17 protein-coding genes and 2 riboswitches are annotated in these 16,891 nt (G+C 37.5%); of the genes, 6 read left to right on the top strand and 11 right to left on the bottom strand.

The features are described from left to right. Positions 1-148 precede the first annotated feature (148 nt). Positions 149-400 (bottom strand): hypothetical protein, encoded by a 252-nt coding sequence (locus tag N782_RS14690; protein WP_036821693.1) that lies wholly within the window; start codon positions 398-400, stop codon positions 149-151. Between the two features lie 139 nt (positions 401-539). On the opposite strand from N782_RS14690, the gene N782_RS14685 reads away from it, so the two are divergent. Further along, positions 540-1,385 carry a DUF2268 domain-containing putative Zn-dependent protease gene (locus N782_RS14685; RefSeq protein ID WP_036821690.1) on the top strand — a complete coding sequence of 282 codons (846 nt, stop codon included), beginning with the start codon at positions 540-542 and terminating at the stop codon, positions 1,383-1,385. 64 nt (positions 1,386-1,449) lie between these two features. Here the strand turns inward: N782_RS14685 and N782_RS14680 are convergent, their stop codons facing one another. After that, complete coding sequence (locus tag N782_RS14680; protein WP_036821689.1) at positions 1,450-2,154, bottom strand: class I SAM-dependent methyltransferase; 705 nt, start codon at positions 2,152-2,154, stop codon at positions 1,450-1,452. Between the two features lie 156 nt (positions 2,155-2,310). Here N782_RS14680 and N782_RS21085 point away from each other — a divergent pair, with 156 nt between their 5' ends. After that, positions 2,311-2,439: a YjcZ family sporulation protein gene (locus N782_RS21085; RefSeq protein WP_084103112.1), complete on the top strand. Its 129-nt coding sequence runs from the start codon at positions 2,311-2,313 to the stop codon at positions 2,437-2,439. A gap of 133 nt (positions 2,440-2,572) precedes the next feature. Here the strand turns inward: N782_RS21085 and N782_RS14675 are convergent, their stop codons facing one another. Genes N782_RS14675 through N782_RS14655 form a run of 5 tightly spaced genes read right to left on the bottom strand, consistent with a single transcriptional unit; the run spans position 2,573 to position 6,154 of the window. Continuing rightward, positions 2,573-3,355 (bottom strand): TatD family hydrolase, encoded by a 783-nt coding sequence (locus N782_RS14675; protein WP_084103111.1) that lies wholly within the window; start codon positions 3,353-3,355, stop codon positions 2,573-2,575. Then, the gene (locus tag N782_RS14670; protein ID WP_036821686.1) at positions 3,352-4,089 is read right to left on the bottom strand and encodes an ABC transporter ATP-binding protein; all 738 of its coding nucleotides are present in this window, start codon (positions 4,087-4,089) and stop codon (positions 3,352-3,354) included. Before N782_RS14670 ends, N782_RS14675 begins: the two co-directional genes overlap by 4 nt. Beyond that, a complete protein-coding gene (locus N782_RS14665) occupies positions 4,082-4,855 on the bottom strand; it encodes an ABC transporter permease (RefSeq protein WP_036821683.1) in 774 nt (257 codons plus the stop codon). Before N782_RS14665 ends, N782_RS14670 begins: the two co-directional genes overlap by 8 nt. Beyond that, positions 4,852-5,145: a thiamine-binding protein gene (locus tag N782_RS14660; RefSeq protein WP_036821680.1), complete on the bottom strand. Its 294-nt coding sequence runs from the start codon at positions 5,143-5,145 to the stop codon at positions 4,852-4,854. The genes N782_RS14665 and N782_RS14660 overlap by 4 nt, the downstream gene beginning before the upstream one ends. Before the next feature lie 4 nt (positions 5,146-5,149). Beyond that, the gene (locus tag N782_RS14655; protein WP_036821677.1) at positions 5,150-6,154 is read right to left on the bottom strand and encodes an ABC transporter substrate-binding protein; all 1,005 of its coding nucleotides are present in this window, start codon (positions 6,152-6,154) and stop codon (positions 5,150-5,152) included. 143 nt (positions 6,155-6,297) lie between these two features. Next, positions 6,298-6,407, bottom strand: a riboswitch (TPP riboswitch). A 150-nt stretch (positions 6,408-6,557) separates the two neighbouring features. Between N782_RS14655 and purU the strand changes: the two genes are divergently transcribed. From purU to cysI, 4 genes are all read left to right on the top strand, one after another. After that, the gene (purU, locus tag N782_RS14650; protein WP_036821675.1) at positions 6,558-7,457 is read left to right on the top strand and encodes a formyltetrahydrofolate deformylase; all 900 of its coding nucleotides are present in this window, start codon (positions 6,558-6,560) and stop codon (positions 7,455-7,457) included. A gap of 362 nt (positions 7,458-7,819) precedes the next feature. Further along, on the top strand, positions 7,820-8,797 hold the full coding sequence (locus N782_RS14645) for a zinc-binding dehydrogenase (protein ID WP_036821672.1): 978 nt from the start codon (positions 7,820-7,822) through the stop codon (positions 8,795-8,797). Positions 8,798-9,048: 251 nt separating this feature from the next. Next, a riboswitch (SAM riboswitch) is annotated at positions 9,049-9,176 on the top strand. 240 nt (positions 9,177-9,416) lie between these two features. Then, positions 9,417-11,267 (top strand): assimilatory sulfite reductase (NADPH) flavoprotein subunit, encoded by a 1,851-nt coding sequence (locus N782_RS14640; protein ID WP_036821661.1) that lies wholly within the window; start codon positions 9,417-9,419, stop codon positions 11,265-11,267. Between the two features lie 20 nt (positions 11,268-11,287). After that, positions 11,288-13,000 carry an assimilatory sulfite reductase (NADPH) hemoprotein subunit gene (gene cysI / locus N782_RS14635; protein ID WP_036821658.1) on the top strand — a complete coding sequence of 571 codons (1,713 nt, stop codon included), beginning with the start codon at positions 11,288-11,290 and terminating at the stop codon, positions 12,998-13,000. Positions 13,001-13,075: 75 nt separating this feature from the next. Here cysI and N782_RS14630 read toward each other — a convergent pair whose 3' ends face one another. The 4 genes from N782_RS14630 to N782_RS14615 are packed head-to-tail and all read right to left on the bottom strand — an operon-like array spanning position 13,076 to position 16,411. Next, positions 13,076-13,402 carry an EamA family transporter gene (locus N782_RS14630; protein WP_036821655.1) on the bottom strand — a complete coding sequence of 109 codons (327 nt, stop codon included), beginning with the start codon at positions 13,400-13,402 and terminating at the stop codon, positions 13,076-13,078. Next, positions 13,395-13,742, bottom strand: a complete 348-nt coding sequence (locus N782_RS14625) for an EamA family transporter (RefSeq protein WP_036821654.1) — start codon at positions 13,740-13,742, stop codon at positions 13,395-13,397. The genes N782_RS14630 and N782_RS14625 overlap by 8 nt, the downstream gene beginning before the upstream one ends. Beyond that, entirely contained in the window at positions 13,735-15,474 is a 1,740-nt protein-coding gene (locus tag N782_RS14620; protein ID WP_052111359.1) for a DUF6020 family protein, read from the bottom strand. The genes N782_RS14625 and N782_RS14620 overlap by 8 nt, the downstream gene beginning before the upstream one ends. Beyond that, complete coding sequence (locus tag N782_RS14615) at positions 15,467-16,411, bottom strand: glycosyltransferase family 2 protein (protein WP_036821653.1); 945 nt, start codon at positions 16,409-16,411, stop codon at positions 15,467-15,469. Before N782_RS14615 ends, N782_RS14620 begins: the two co-directional genes overlap by 8 nt. Positions 16,412-16,891 lie beyond the last annotated feature (480 nt).

The following is a 16,891-nucleotide window of genomic DNA, read 5'->3' as shown; positions in this document are numbered from 1 at the left end:
TTAAATTCTCTCCCTATGCATAAATACTTATCATGAATAAGAGCTGGAAAAAAATACACCTTCCCAAGTGGGAGAAGGTGTATTCCTTGTTCTTATCTGATACCTAGCTACATACATTCATTAATAACGAAAGTATAACTTACTGGATTTACCAGAAAAAAGCGGAAGCTAAAGCAACTCCAGTTAGGGCACCTAAGGCAAATGGAACACCGAATCCACCATAACCAAATCCATAGAATCCATAATTAAACCCTCTCGGACCTTCTAGCGGCCTAATCCATACATGCGTTCTTGTTACTCTAGTGATTTCTCCTACATGGGATCTCCCGTCTCGACATGATAAACGAACTGGTTTACCGTGATATCTGCAACACACATGATAAAAATCTGGTCCAGACATACATATCCTCCTTTTATTCTATACATAATTGTACCTACTCCTAGCTTATGTGTTTTTTTGGATTTTGGACTGGACACGAGCATAGCTTACAGGATAATGGGTATGTACCTAATATTGTTTTATCAAAGGGGAGGGCATTTTGTCCGTAATAGAAACGTTTGGATGGTTAAATGAATTCAATAAAGCATGTAGAGGGAATACGTTTCATTTAGAAAATCTCTTTCGTATTCAGTGTGAAACGTTATGTTACCCCATTGAACAATATGAGAGCGATGTACAAGGAGAAGAGTTACAATTTTTGTTATTGCAGTATGGTTTGTTTGAACCTGATGAATACGAGTATATGGAGCAAGCTTTAACGAATTTGAAAAGGATGCATATATGGAGTGTAATAGAGAAGGAATATCATCGTTTGAAAAGGTTATGGAATGGACCGGATGTGAATGTGTTCATTTTCCCAATTAAACAAGCTCATCTTCCTGAGTGTAAAAGGATAGCTCCTAAAAATGGCGTAACATATAAGAATGCTATCTTTTTATTCTTATCCCCATTTCTTGTATTAAATGAAGTCCGAGCGTTGTTCGCACATGAATACCACCACATATGCAGGTTATCCAATTACGATAAGAAGGTGAATGTTGAACAACCTGCACTAAAAGATGTCATCATTCTTGAAGGTTTAGCAGAAAATGCTGTAAAACAACTGTATGGAGAGAAATGGTTGGGTCCATGGTATAATCGCTATACCTTTGAAACGATTAAAGAATTGTGGATTCATTACTATATACCGAACCTAGATATAACAAGTGAGAGAGCTCAGTCTATTTTTCTATATGGTGAAGAAGGAACATTATTTCCTGCATGGATCGGTTATGCAGTAGGATACGAAATCGTTAATTCATATCATACTAAACAACAGTGTAATTACAAAAATCTTCTCACATTATCCACTGAAGAGTTGATTAGAGGTTCGATATTAGGATAAACATAACAAAATGTTGAACATTTGATTTGTTGCATTAAGTGTAAAACTTTTATGTCTATGTCACTTATATACAACATCGAAATACACGGTATCCTATATGAAGTGCGTGCTTTTCCGTTAAATGGGCATGTTTATCCCATAAATCATAATCTTCTAGTTTTATATCATCTGATACGTTTATATCTGTTATTTCGGTTTTATGAAGTGTTGTCATAGTAGGTATTACTTGAACGTTTGTAAATCCAGATTCGTGTAGTTTCTCTAACCACTGATCTTCTGTTAATACGTGTTGAACACCATAAAATTCCGCTATTGTTGATCTGATTTCTTCTTCTAAATCCTGGTATGCAATCATTTCAATTAACAGGCAACAACCTTTTGGTTTAACAACTCTTTTCATTTCGGTTAATGTCTTGGAAACATCTGTGAAAGCAACTACAGACTCAGCCAATATCATATCAAATGAATGATCCTTAAATTCGAGTTCCTGTGCATCACCAAGTACAACGTGTACTGGTAATGACGTTTTTTCAATGCGATTGGTCGCTTTTTGCACCATTAGTAATTGATTATCAATTGCAGTTACATCACAACCAAATGTTGTACTAATGTACTCTGCAGTCTGACCTGTTCCACACCCAAGATCCAATACTGTCATATTTTCCTGTAAATTCTCCTTTTCGAGTAGTTGTTTCGTAAGTGGAAATCCTCCAGGATGGGCACCACCAATTCCAAACTTCGCTAATATGTCTAAGTAATCATTACTCATACATCCACCTCTTTATTTTTGAAGTACAATTAGGTACCAATTCGTGATATAGACCTACCATTCCAATACTATATGTTCATTAATAAGGTATGTGCCCTTCCAATAGGTCTTGTCATTACATAAAGTATAGTAACACTAATGAAAGTAGGTGAGCTGATGGGCTTTGGTGGCTGTGGTTATAATCAAGTTGGAGGCCAAAGAGGATACGGTTACGGCGGAGGATTTGCATTAATCGTTGTCCTGTTTATTCTATTAATTATTGTAGGAGCAACATTCTATTATTAGAAATAATCAACAAAAATAAAAGGGAAAAGCTGCTGCAAGGTAATTTTATTAGACGCATTCTGAATACACAGAATGCGTCTTTTTTAGAAATAGATTGATAAATACTTGTATGCAATGATCATATAAACGTTTATTAAGCATCCAGTTCATAAAACTGTTTTGTGTTCTCATACATAACTTTATAAACTTTGGTTTCACTCAGCTGTTTGATTTCAGCTATTTTTTGAATACTGGAGTGAATCATTTTAGGGTGTGTGATTTCTTCATTAAATGGGTACTCGAAAGACCATGGACCATCTGTTTCCACCATCATAAGCTCCATTGGATAGTGACGGATGATTGTTTGTATTTCTTGTTCATACACACAATCAGGAGTTATAGAAATCATGTAGTTATTTTTCAATAAACGCTGAATGGTGTTGTAGGAACCTTTAAACCAATGAAAATATGCTTTTTTGACATTATATTTCTCTAATAATTCAATTACCAAATCTGCATCTTCATAAATAGCGTGGAGAATGATTGGCTTATCAAGTTTAACAGAGATCTGTATAAACATTTCTAATAAATCTATATAAGGCTTAAGTATAAGTTCCTGGTTTTCCTTACGTCTATAATAGGGCAAACCAACTTCACCAATAGCTATAATATCTTCCGTTCGATTCGATAGTAGTTCAAAGAGGTGGTTTATCTCTTGATCAGATGGCAATGCTTGTTCAGGGTGATAGCCTATAGCCATCTTTACGCTTTGATTCATTTCCGAGAGTTTTATATTAGTTAACGCAGATTGATAATGATTAGACACTGAAATAAGTGCCTCAACGCTCTCTGCATTCATTTCATTTAAAATTTTATGCTGTTGAAGTTCTGTGTACATATCTAAGTGAATATGAGCATCTATAATTGGATAAGTCACACGATCACCCTTAATTCATTATAAATTTCTTTTTTCCATGCTAAAAACTCTTCCGTTAATAATAAGGATTCCTCTCTAGGTCTCTTAAACGGTATATGGAATTCCTTTTGAACAGTTGCGGGTCTATTGGACAACACAATGATTCGGTCTGAAAGAAATAGAGCTTCTTCAATATTGTGTGTAACAAATAAAATAGATCGTTTGTGTTCAACCCATATATTCATGAGCCACTTCTGCATTTCTACTCTTGTGAATTCATCCAAAGCAGAAAATGGTTCATCAAGACAGATTAGGGGTTGAGGGCTCATTAAACTACGAATAAAGGCAGCACGCTGTTTCATCCCACCAGATAGTTGGTGGGGATATGCGTGTTCATAGCCTAATAAACCAGCCTTCTCAATCATTTGTAATGCTGTTCCTTTATCAGCTTGGCCAACAATTTCTGCACCAAGTAGGACATTCTCAACAATGGTTCTCCAAGGAAATAGAGAAGGACTTTGAGGCATATAGCTAATAGAACCTCTTTTCCCAGTTATTTCTTCTCCATTAAGAAAAATATGCCCTTGTTCAGGCTTGTATAACCCGCCAATTAAATGAAAAAGTGTACTTTTCCCACTTCCCGATGGACCTAAAATGGTTACAAATTCAGCATCCTTCACAACAAATTGGATGTCCTCTAATATTTTCTTCCCTTCAAATGACATGGATATTGACTGTAATGAAAGGTTAGCCATCTGTATGTTCCCCTCCTTTACTTTGCCACCGTATGACTCTCTTCTCTAATAGAGCAATCAGTGCAAAGAAACTTAAGCTGATAATCATGATGATGAAAATAGCAACAAACACCCTGTCTGTACGAAAGGAAGAGGATGCTAGAGTCATATAAACCCCTATTCCTTTTTTAGCACCGAGCCATTCAGAAATTACCGCTCCCATAACGCTATAGGTTGCAGAAATTTTAAGACCTGAAAAGAGAGAAGGGAGGGCGTGTGGCCATTCTAACTTCCAGAATATTTGCTTGTTAGAAGCTCCTGCCATTTTCATGTAATGCATCAATTCAGAGCTTGTTTGTTTTAGTCCATCTAAAGTGGCAATTGCGATGGGAAAAAAACAAACTAGTGTAATGATGATTAGCTTTGGGAGCGTACCAAACCCAAACCATATTACCAGTAAAGGTGCCAGCACGATAATAGGGATATTTTGAGATAGAATCATAAATGGATAAACAATTTCTCTTAAAACAGCAATAGTATGTAACCCAATGGCTACAATAACACCAAAGCTCGCACCAATCATAAAACCTAGCAACGTTAATTGGATGGTTGATAATAAATGGCCATTGTAATTAGACCAGCCTGTTATTCCTTCATGAAAAATATCGGAAGGAGGAGGCATAAGCCAAGCTGGGATAGCAAATAGGTGACTACTAATTTCCCAAATAATAAATAAAAGGATGAGGACCACAATGGGCCTCCATCCTTGAAGAATGATGTGTTTCATGTACGATACTTCTCCGTCAATTGATCCATAGATGCTCCGCTAGGTTGATAGAGCACTTTGATCTGTGAGATGACATTGGAACAACCCATATCTATCATTTTTTGATTCATTTGTTCAATAACAGTGAAAATTTCTGTTAGATTTCCTTCTAATGTTGTTTCTAATGGATGAACTTCATATTTAATACCTGATGCATCAATAATAGAAATAGCTTCGTCAACATAAGGGATAACATTATCGTTCTTGTTTGTTTTAGGTAAAATTTGAATACTGACTAATGAGTTAGCCATAAGATCACTCCTTATTTGGTAGGAATTCATTCGTAAATGCGTCCTCGACTTGTAACTGTTCTTCCAGAAGATCGTTATTATACATCCAATCGGAGTAGTTTTTCCAAGTTTCTTTTTCCTGAATCCCCCATTGATCTGCGTCATCTTGATATTTAGGAGATAGCCACTTCTGACTTGCTTTTACAAGCTCTTCGTCTAAATCAGGAACAGCATCTATAAGTATAGAAGCTGCATCTTCAGGGTTATCCTTAGCGAAGGTGTAACCCTTTGAAACAGCTGCAATAAAGGATGACACTGTTTCAGGGTTTTCGTTTATCATCGATTCATTCGTCGTCAATATCGGAGTATAGTAATCTAATTTTTCAGAGTAGTCCGTTAGGTATTGCATGTTTAACTCTTGACCACGCAATTCTGCTTCCACACCAGTCCAGCCATAATAGATCCAAGCAAAATCAACATCACGTTTAACAGCTGTAAAGAAGTCAGTATTGCCCATGTTAACAATGTCCACTTTTTCTACATCAGCATCTTCCTGCTTCATCAAGGATGAGAGAACGGCTTTTTCTACCGGAGCACCCCAGCCACCATACGTTTTACCTTCATAATCAGCTGGTGATGTTATGTTCTTATCTTTTGGTGAAGCAAATCCAGAAGTATTATGTTGAATCACAGCTGCGATAGACACAATAGGAATATCTTGAACACGGGCATGTGTTAATGCTTCCTGAGCACTTACCCCGAATTCAGCCTTGCCTGACGCTACTAGTTGATCTGCTCCTGTTTCACCTGGCATAAGGATGTCGACATCCAAACCTTGCTCTTTGAAATATCCTTTTTCTTTAGCTACGTACAATCCTGTATGGTTTGTATTAGGAGTCCAATCTAATACGATAGATACTTCTTTTAATTCTTTTTCATTTTCTTCGGAACTTGCTCCTTGCTCGTTGGAAGAGCAAGCTGTTAAAACAATAACCAATAATGTAAGCATGACGAATAAAAACTTTCTCATTTTAATACCTCCTGATATATTCATAGATTGCGTTAATCTAGAAATAGGAATGAAGAACAGGAAGCGTAGGAAGATTAAATGTATGATAAGAAAATAAAAAACACCCTAGGTCCATACCTAGGGTGCATATATCAATACATTATTAATCGATTGACTATGTTCCCTACGCTGGTCTAAACCAGTTCAGGTTCCAAGGGTCAGTATGTAACGCATACTATCTCAACCAGCAACACTGGTCCCCCTACATTTCTCATATTATTAAGTTAATTAACGCCTTTCCTAAACTTTGCCACAGAAGTGAATCTTTTTCAAGTATTATTTACATGGATATAGGAAAAGGGCAAAATAGAGTAGGGTGCTACTATACTAAATCACTGAAGAATATAAAAAAAAGGAGATTCTGATGTCACAATCTATACAGGAACAAATCCAAACATTTAAACAGGACCAACAAAACAGAGGACGTTTGTTAATCAGTTGCCCAGATCAACCAGGAATTGTATCTGCCATTTCAACGTTTTTAGCTGACAATGATGCTAACATTATGGAATCTAACCAATATTCAACCGATCCCAAAGAAGGCACCTTCTTCATGCGAATTGAATTTGAATGCCCTGATTTACCTACTAAAGAAGAAGAGCTAAAAACGCAATTCAGCCTTATAGCACAAACTTTTTCAATGGATTGGAAGCTTAAAAGTGTGTATGATGTGAAAAGAACAGCTATATTCGTATCAAAAGAACTACATTGTTTAAGAGAGCTTTTATTTGAATGGCAAAGCGGAGATATCATTACAGAAATCCCCTTAGTAATTGGTAATCATGAGCATGCCAGGGAGATTGTTGAATCATTTGGCATTCCATTCTATTACATCCCAGCCTCTAAAGAGAATCGAGCAGAAGTAGAGGAAAAGCAATTGCAATTACTAAAGGAATACAACATAGATGTCATTGTCCTTGCTCGCTATATGCAAATCCTAACACCAAATTTTGTAGCTGCTCACCCTTCTGAGATTATCAATATTCACCACTCTTTCTTGCCTGCGTTTATTGGAGCGAATCCACATAAGCGTGCCCATGAACGGGGTGTAAAGCTAATTGGTGCCACATCTCATTATGTAACCAATGAGTTGGATGAAGGTCCCATAATTGAACAAGATATAAATCGAGTTGATCATAGAGATGATGTCAAAGATTTAAAAAAGATAGGTCGTTCTATAGAAAGAACTGTCTTAGCTCGTGCCGTTAAATGGCATCTTGAGGATCGTGTCATTGTATTTGAAAATAAAACGATAGTATTTTAAATCACTTTTGTAAACATATGCTTCGGCATATGTTTTTTTATCGTTCACCAGGAAATTATAAAATTCAACGCTTGTGTATAACTAAAAAAAGTGTGCGGCCACGTCCAGTTCCTATCCTCTAGTGGTCTTAAGACAATCCTCGCTGTGGCAAATACAATTAGAATGCTGCACGATAAAGCAATCTGCCTCCTTAAACTAAGAATCTTCCCATGAATTCGTAGGAGATAAAGGAAACTTAAAAACTATCTGATATTAAATAGATAGGATGGGGTGTGTAACAAGTAAGACGTATGTTTTCATAATATTAAGTCTCCCATGCTATGATTTAGAATGTATTCTACTATGTTTTGGAGGTATCAAGCATGAAGGCATTACTATTACACGAAGCAGGAAAATGGAGAGACATGGAAGTACATGACATTCCAAAACCAGAGCCAAATACAAATGAAGTGCTTGTTCGTATCGAAGCTGCAGGATTAAATCCCGTCGATTATAAGGTTGCAACAAATGGTCACCCTGAATGGACATATCCTCATATATTAGGAGTAGATGGGGCTGGTATCGTTGAGAATGTAGGAAGTGATGTTTCAGAAGTACAACCAGGGGATCGAGTAGTCTACCATGGAAATATGATAAAGCAAGGGAACTTTGCTGAATTTACTGTTGTACCATCTCACACTGTCTCTGTTATACCAGAAACCGTTTCTTTTGAAGATGCAGTAGCCTTGCCATGTGCAGGTTACACTGCATACCAATCTTTATTCAGAAAGATGATGTTAGAGGCGGGGCAAACTATTCTTATTCATGCCGGGGCAGGTGGAGTAGGAGGTTTTGCTATTCAACTAGCGAAATATGCAGGTTTACATGTAATCACTACTGCATCTTCCGAAAATCATGAATATGTTTATCAGCTAGGTGCCGATGAGGTAATAGATTATAAAGAACAGGATTTTGTCGAAAAGACACTAGAGTTAACAGAAGGACTCGGAGTACATGCCGTTCTTGATACGGTCGGTCCAGAGAATGCTACAAGGTCTATAGAGACGCTTGCATTTAATGGTCACATTGCGTTTATTGCCGGAGCACCTGACATTACTAGTAACATTGATTTCAAACGAGCCCTATCGTTTCACCAGGTTGCTTTAGGTGGTGCCCATATGGTGAACAACCTTCATCAGCAACGTGATTTAGCTCGTATGGGAAATGAAATGCTCGAATTACTATCAGAAGGTCACATCAATTCCCTAGTCGAGGATATTATCTCTTTGGAAGACGTACCTGAAGGATTAAATCGATTAGCTTCACGTCATGTACGAGGAAAGATTGTGGCTAAGCCTTAACAAACGCGCCTATGCTCCAGTATTGGCTAATTATACTAACTAGCTTCTTACCTAATCCAGATTAGGTAAGAAGTTTTTTGTACATATAAAATATTCATGGCATGATAGAGGATGATATGGAATATAATGTATAGAAAAACTTTAACATTGTAGAGAATTATATAAATTTTCTAATAATCTATTGACTTTTCTTCTGAATCAGCATATTATGTGAACCAATCATTCATATTAACAATATTTTTATACCCTTTTTCTTATCTAGAGAGGTGGAGGGACTGGCCCATTGAAACCTCGGCATCGGTTTTGTAAGCTAGATAGTTTAGTTATCATAAGCTGTGCCAATACCAGCGGGTGCACAAAGCACTTCGAAGGATGAGAAGAGAACGGTTACATAGTTACAATGTGTACCTCTCTTCTTATCGTAGAAGAGAGGTATTTTCATTTTGAAATGAGCGAAGAACAAAAATACGTGAATAGAATCCCTGCATAGATAGCAGGGAAATAATTTTACACATAAATCCGATTAAACAACTCGGATTACAATGCGATGGAATGTATGAATATATAAAGGTATTCATAGTAATAAAAATAATAGTTTTCCTTTGTGAGGTGGGTATGTTTGCATTTTCAAGTAACAAATAGTCCTTTTAGTGAAGAACAAGTACAGCTCTTAAATCAACTTTTCCCGACGTTAACAGAATCTCAGAAACTTTGGCTAAGTGGGTACCTTGCTGCAGGACATAGTACAGAAGCTCCCCCTGCGAATGCACCTGTTGCTCAAGGTGCTGCAGAGTCTCAAGCAATCCCCCAGCAACCAAGCCAAACTCCAGCTCGAGAGGTTACAGTATTATACGGATCTCAAACTGGTAATGCACAAACGTTAGCTGAGGAATTTACACAAAAACTCCAAGAGAAAAATTTAGAAGTAACTGTTACTTCATTGGATGACTTTAAACCAAAGAACATCAAGAAAGTTCAAGATTTACTTATCTTAACCAGTACACATGGAGAGGGTGAACCTCCTGATAACGCACTAACGTTTTACGAGTTCCTTTATAGCAAGCGAGCGCCAGAGCTAGAAAATCTACGCTTTTCGATTCTATCTTTAGGAGATACGTCATATGAATTTTTCTGTCAAACAGGTAAGGATTTTGATCAGCGACTAGAAGAATTAGGAGGAACACGTTTATATCCACGAGTCGATTGTGATTTAGATTTTGAAGAGCCTGCTGATGAATGGTTTGAAGGTGTCTTAAATGAATTAGTCCAAAGCAAACAATCAAATACGGAAGTTGGGTCTTCGGAAGGTATAAGTCCTGCACCTTCAAATCCTTCAGAATCTGTGTATTCTAAGAAAAACCCATTCAGGGCAGAAATTTTAGAAAACCTTAATTTAAATGGGCGAGGATCAAATAAAGAAACACGACATCTAGAATTAGATTTAGAAGGGTCACAATTATCATTTGAACCTGGAGACGCAGTCGGTATATATCCCGAAAACGACCCTGTTCTAGTCGACAATTTAATCGTAGAAATGAATTGGAATCCAGAAGAACTCATAACCGTAAGCAAGGACGGAGAGCAGCAAGTGTTGCGAGATGCATTGACCTCGACTTATGAGATTACCAATATAACAAAACCGTTATTAGAGAAATTGGCTCAGCTAACCAATCATGAGGAGCTTCATTCCTTACTAGAATCTGATAAAAATGAGGAATTAAAGGCATATATTTATGGGCGTGACTTGATTGATTTAGCTCGTGAGTTTGGACCTTGGAACGTTTCCGCCAATGATTTTGTGCAAAACCTCCGGAAGCTTCCACCTCGTTTATACTCTATTGCTAGTAGTTTAACGGCCAATCCAGACGAAGTGCACCTTACTATAGGTGCCTTAAGATATGATGCACATGGAAGAGCTCGTACGGGGGTTTGCTCCGGACAGTGTGCTGAACGATTACAACCAGGTGATTCTCTACCAATCTATATTCAGAAAAATGCTAACTTCAAGCTCCCAGAAACATTAGATACACCAGTTATCATGATTGGAGCGGGAACAGGTGTGGCTCCTTATCGAGCTTTTCTAGAAGAATGGGAAGAGAACGATGCAGAAGGGGACACATGGTTGTTCTTTGGGGAACAGCATTTCGTTACAGATTTCCTCTATCAAATTGAATGGCAAAAGTGGCTAAAAGAAGGGATTTTAACGAAAATGGATGTTGCCTTTTCCCGTGACACGGAAGAAAAAGTATATGTGCAGCATCGCATGCTAGAAAAAGGAAAAGAACTTTATCAATGGATTCAAGCTGGAGCATATGTGTACGTGTGTGGGGATGAAAAATATATGGCCAAAGATGTTAATTCGGCGTTGTTGACGATTTTTGAACGTGAAGGCGGAATGAGTGAGGCAGAAGCAGAAGCCTATCTAGCTGATATGAGAAACCAAAAACGATATCAACGTGACGTTTATTAATGTTAGAAAGGGGTTTAAGCATGAGCACAAAAAACGGTCAGCAAGATAAAGCATTAGATGTAATGGAACGTATTAAAAGTGAAAGTAACTACCTAAGAGGTACGCTAGTTGAGGACTTCGCTAACCGTATTACAGCAAGTATTCCAGAAGAACAAACGAAATTACTAAAGTTTCATGGTAGCTACATGCAGGATGATCGAGATCTACGAAACGAACGTAAGCAACAAAAACTAGAGCCTGCCTATCAATTTATGATTCGCGTCCGTGCCCCAGGTGGAGTAGCAACGCCTGAACAATGGTTAGCGATGGATAAACTTGCGAACACGTATGGGAATGAAACACTTAAGCTGACGACACGACAGGCTTTTCAACTGCATGGTATTTTGAAATGGAATATGAAGAAAACAATACAAGACATAGATGCAGTGTTGATGGATAGTATTGCTGCATGTGGAGATGTGAATCGTAACGTAATGGCGAATGCCAACCCTTATCAATCTGATATACATGCTGAAGTCTATGAGTGGTCCAAAAAAGTTAGTGATCATCTTACCCCACAAACAAGAGCTTACCATGAAATATGGTTAGATGAAGAAAAAGTCATTGATAGTCGTGATTCAGTTGAGCAAGAGCCAATCTATGGATCTACCTATCTGCCACGTAAATTCAAAATTGGCGTCGCAGTACCACCTTCTAATGATGTGGACGTATTTAGTCAAGATATTGGATTTATTGCTATCATTGAAGAAGGGAAATTACAAGGATTTAACATATCTGTAGGTGGCGGAATGGGGATGACACACGGGGATACAGACACGTATCCACAATTAGGTCGCGTAATTGGCTTTTGTCCAGTTGATCAAGTTGTAGATGTAGCGGAGAAAATCGTAACGATTCAGCGTGATTATGGAAACCGTCATGAACGAAAAAATGCTCGTTTCAAGTACACAGTCGATAAATATGGCGTTGATTGGATCATTAACGAATTAAACAATCGTCTAGGATGGGATATTGAAAAAGCTCGTGCCTACCATTTTGATCATAATGGCGATCGTTATGGCTGGGTACAAGGTGATGGAAAATGGCATCTAACGCTATTTATTCAAAATGGAAGGATTAAAGATACAGAAGATTATAAGCTAATGACAGGTCTTCGAGAAATTGCCCAGGTCCACACAGGGGATTTCCGACTTACTCCCAATCAAAATGTGGTTGTATCCAATGTAACAGAGGAAATGAAACCTGCTATCGATCAATTAGTAGAACAATATGGCTTAACAGATGGGAAGGAAAATTCAGCTCTTCGTAGAAATTCTATGGCCTGTGTAGCATTTCCAACTTGCGGATTGGCAATGGCAGAATCAGAACGATATCTTCCATCCCTTATTGATAAAATAGAGGCTATACTGGATGAAGCTGGATTAAAAGATGAAGAGATTGTCATTCGTATGACAGGCTGCCCCAATGGGTGTGCTCGACCTGCCTTAGGTGAAATTGGTTTTATCGGAAAAGGTCCTGGAAAGTACAATATGTACTTAGGAGCAGGATTTACTGGTGATCGCTTAAATAAACTATACCGTGAGAACATAGGGGAGGAAGAAATCCTAACTACGTTAAAACCTATCTTGTTTGAATATGCTAAAGAAAGACAAGAAAACGAAAAGTTTGGTGATTACGTTATTCGTGCCGGATATGTAAATGAAGTTACGTCAGGTACAAACTTTCATGAATAATAAAAATGGCGCACTCTAAAAAGAGATGCGCCATTTTTTCATTATTAGTTGAATGGAGCTATTACGACTTACCTATTACAAAACAAGTAGAATGGATCCACCCGAAATGAGAAGTACACCTATTACTTTTTTTATTGTAATTGTTTCATGTAAGAAGATAGCAGATAGGAGCATCGTCCATATATATGTGACAGAGGTGATTGGATATACCACTGTATAAGGAAGCAAGGTTAAAAGGTAAATATTTAGAAGTGCTCCAGCTAAATAAAATGTACCTCCTGTTCCAACCTTCATTAAGAAAGGGAGGTTGAAACCTAATGGGTGATCTCCTGCTTTTTTAAAGAAAAACCCTCCAAGTGAGCCGAACAACGTCATTAAAATAACCAAAAGAAGGCTAATCATCACCACCTCCAATTAAAACGACTCCTAGAATGATGAGAAGTATTCCAGAAAAGTGTGTAATTCCGATTGTTTCCCCGACAAGAAAGACGCCCAGGAATAAGGCAAATACATACCCAAGACTTAATAAAGGATGTAGGACAGATAAACTACCAAAACGGAAAGATACAATCATGAGCACTGCCCCTAGAAAATAAAAACCAAATCCTCCAATTAAATTTAGATTGATTCCTGCATCTGAGAGCTTCCAAAACATTTGACCTAATGAGGTGAAAAAGGCTGCGAAGGTCATCAAGATTATGCCAGTACTATTCTTTTTGATTGATCTCGTAAATCTACTCATGAGCATCACTCATCTTTGATTGACCAATCCATATCATCGCGATTAAGAAAAGCGCGAGTGGAACATTGGAAAATAGATATCTAAAATCTTGAGCTGGTAGAGTAGCAGCAACAGAGCCAACATTCAATAGAACAGGTAAGGAAATAAGCCAAACGCTAGCTCGTCTATTAAATTTCATCCATGCAGTAAAGGTTAGGAATACTATCGCAAATAAATAACTAGCTGGTCTCCAAATCGTTGTTAGAAAATTCTTTTCACTATCCTCCAAGTACTCTTTTACGTTCGATGTAATAGTTGGGAAGAATATCTTATTTTCCAGGCCATACTCGTTATCTTTATAAATGTAAGTTAAAAAGTTTGAAGTGTACCCAGGTTTTTCTGGTTCGTGCATTTGCCATACAATAGAAGTTTCCTTAAGAAAAGCTTCAATGGCTAAACCAGGATTTTGGATAACCATTCCTGACCAAACTTTTAAAAAAGCACCTAAATCATTCGCGATAAATGTATCATCGTATTCACCAGAAAATTTAATTGGATCCACCTTGTAAGGATGATAAAACTTCTCCCACATTGGAAGTGGCATAACATTCGAAACATATGCTTCTTGATCTTCTGTCAGATCTCCATTGATAACAATATTAGCCATTTGTTGTGTTGGGATGCCTAAGGCTTCTTTAGCTTCAGTAGGTCGTACATCTAGAGCAGTAAATATAGGTCCAGTAACTACAAGGTATATGGCTAAAACGGCTATAAAATTAGCAAGGAGCGGCTTCCAGTGTTGTCGAAAAACGATTAGAAGCAGTATCCCCATTACTAGAAAGACAGGAAAGCCATTATGGCGGAAAAAAGCTACCCCAAGAGATGTAACAAATAATAGAAGTAAATTACTTTTTTGCGTTAGCCATACTCCTCTAGTGAAGACGATATTAAACGTTAGCACACAGAATAAGAACAGCACAATACTATAAAGAACGTCTTTCCATAATGAAATAGAATAGATTCCAAGTACTGGCCAAGCAGCAACTAAGACCGTAAATAAGCTAAGCCAAACAAATGATACACCACGTTTTTCAATGGATTTCATACCATAAGCCCAAACCAATGCCATCATAAAGACTTGGAATAAAGCTAGAACACCAGGTGAATCCCAAATTTGAACAAGTACGGTCAAAAGCCAAGTGTGTACGAGAGGGTGCCAGTTACTCCAATCATAGGAATGCGCTTGACCCCATTGGGAAAGAGAATCTGGAGTCATTGTAGCTGGGAAAAAGGCAATAAAATAAACCATCCAAGTTACAAATGGAATAACTAAATAAATACTAAAGCTATATTTGCTTGATTTCCCACTTGCATCTAAGTGTATCAGTTTGGACATCCCAATAAAGGACAAACACATATAGACTAAATATGTAACGAAGTACACAATCACAAACATGATAGATGTTTCAATATGGGATTGGTCAGGTGCACTACTCGCCATTAAAAGTGCAGGGAAGATAAGTCCAAAAGGAAGTACCCATTTCATGTGAGGCCTTGAAAAAAGTATAGAATGATTCCAAGAGAATGACTTGCTCGCACTATAAGCTATTAGTGTAAATAAACAAATTAAAATGACACCAATAAACATAGTAAACGGATAAAAAGGCTCATAGAAAGAAATGATACCTGCAGTAGCAATTAAACTGACTACTACAGATACCATTACTCTTATAATTGGGGAGAGGTTAGTCATCTTGATTCCCCCTTATTCGGTTATATAAATGATTTAATTCAAGTTCATACTGCTTTCGGTTCGTGGCACTCATGACATCTAAAATCAGACCACAAGCAAAGCAAAGGACACCAAGAATCATAAATCCAGTAGCTAGAATAGCAGAAGGTATCTTAGATACATATCCTGTATTTACAAATTCTGAAATAACAGGTACGCCTACAATAAGTCCTAACACAATAAGTACTAACGTCCATAGTGAAAAGAAAACAAATGGCTTATATTCTTTAAATAACGTAAAAATCATGCGTAATACTTTCATTCCATCTGAGAAGGTATTCAGCTTTGATTCACTACCTTCGGGACGATCTCGATAATCTACCGGAACTTCTTTAAGTAGAAACTTTTTATCCAAGGAATGAATACTCATTTCTGTTTCAATGGCGAATCCTGAGCTCATAACAGGCATTGATTTTACAAATAACTGGTCGAAAGCACGATATCCAGTCATTATATCGGTTATGTCATCTTTGTATAAACGATTTATCAATCCTTTAACTAAACGATTACCAAACCCATGAAATTGTCGTTTGTTTTCATCATAATATGTACCATTACTTAAACGATCACCAATTGTCATATTCGCTTTTTGCTCACGAATAGGTCTTATTAGGTCATGCACATATTCAGGTGGATAGGTATCATCTCCGTCAGCCATTACATAGATGTCCGCGTCTATTTCTCGAAACATGGAGCGGACTACATTTCCTTTTCCTTGTCGCCATTCCATTCGAACAATAGCTCCATGTTCTTTAGCGACTTCGGATGTACGGTCTGAGGAATTGTTGTCGTAAACATAAATTGTTGAATCGGGAAGTTCCTTTTTGAAATCATCAATTACTTTCCCAATTGTCTGTTCCTCGTTATAGCAAGGAAGCAAAATGGCTATTCTCTCCATATAGGCACCTCTTGTTCATCAGTTGTTTCATACAAATGTTAGAATATCAGATTTGAGGGTTTCTTTCTAGCAGTTCCTATAATGATACTCACTTATTACATAAATTGCTTTTCCTTTTTAACAGGCTGTGTTAAAGTTTTTTGTTGATATAATAATAAAATAGTTTTATGCTCTTCCATATAAACACCATAATTTTTAATAACTGGTGAGGCTGGACCTGTTCCTTTTATGAGGAAGGGGCTGCGGTGAAATGGTTCGCTTTCCGCGGAGGAACATGCAAGCCTCCTCGTTCGGCTACGCCTCTCTGTGGGGTCTCGCATTGTCCCTTCTTCCGCAGGAGTCTCACCATTTCCCTCCGCCCATCGGTATGTCGGATAACGGATCCATCGTAGTTAGTGCCAGGTTGAGTATAATGATGTTAACAGGTTAGTCAATCTGTTTATAACCCTAAATTCCTTGATACCAAAGGGGTTTAAGCAT

Source organism: Pontibacillus yanchengensis Y32 (genome assembly GCF_000770635.1).
Lineage (GTDB): Bacteria > Bacillota > Bacilli > Bacillales > BH030062 > Pontibacillus > Pontibacillus yanchengensis.
The sequence above is the reverse complement of the archived record's forward strand: the minus strand, read 5'-3'. Positions and strand labels throughout refer to the sequence as shown.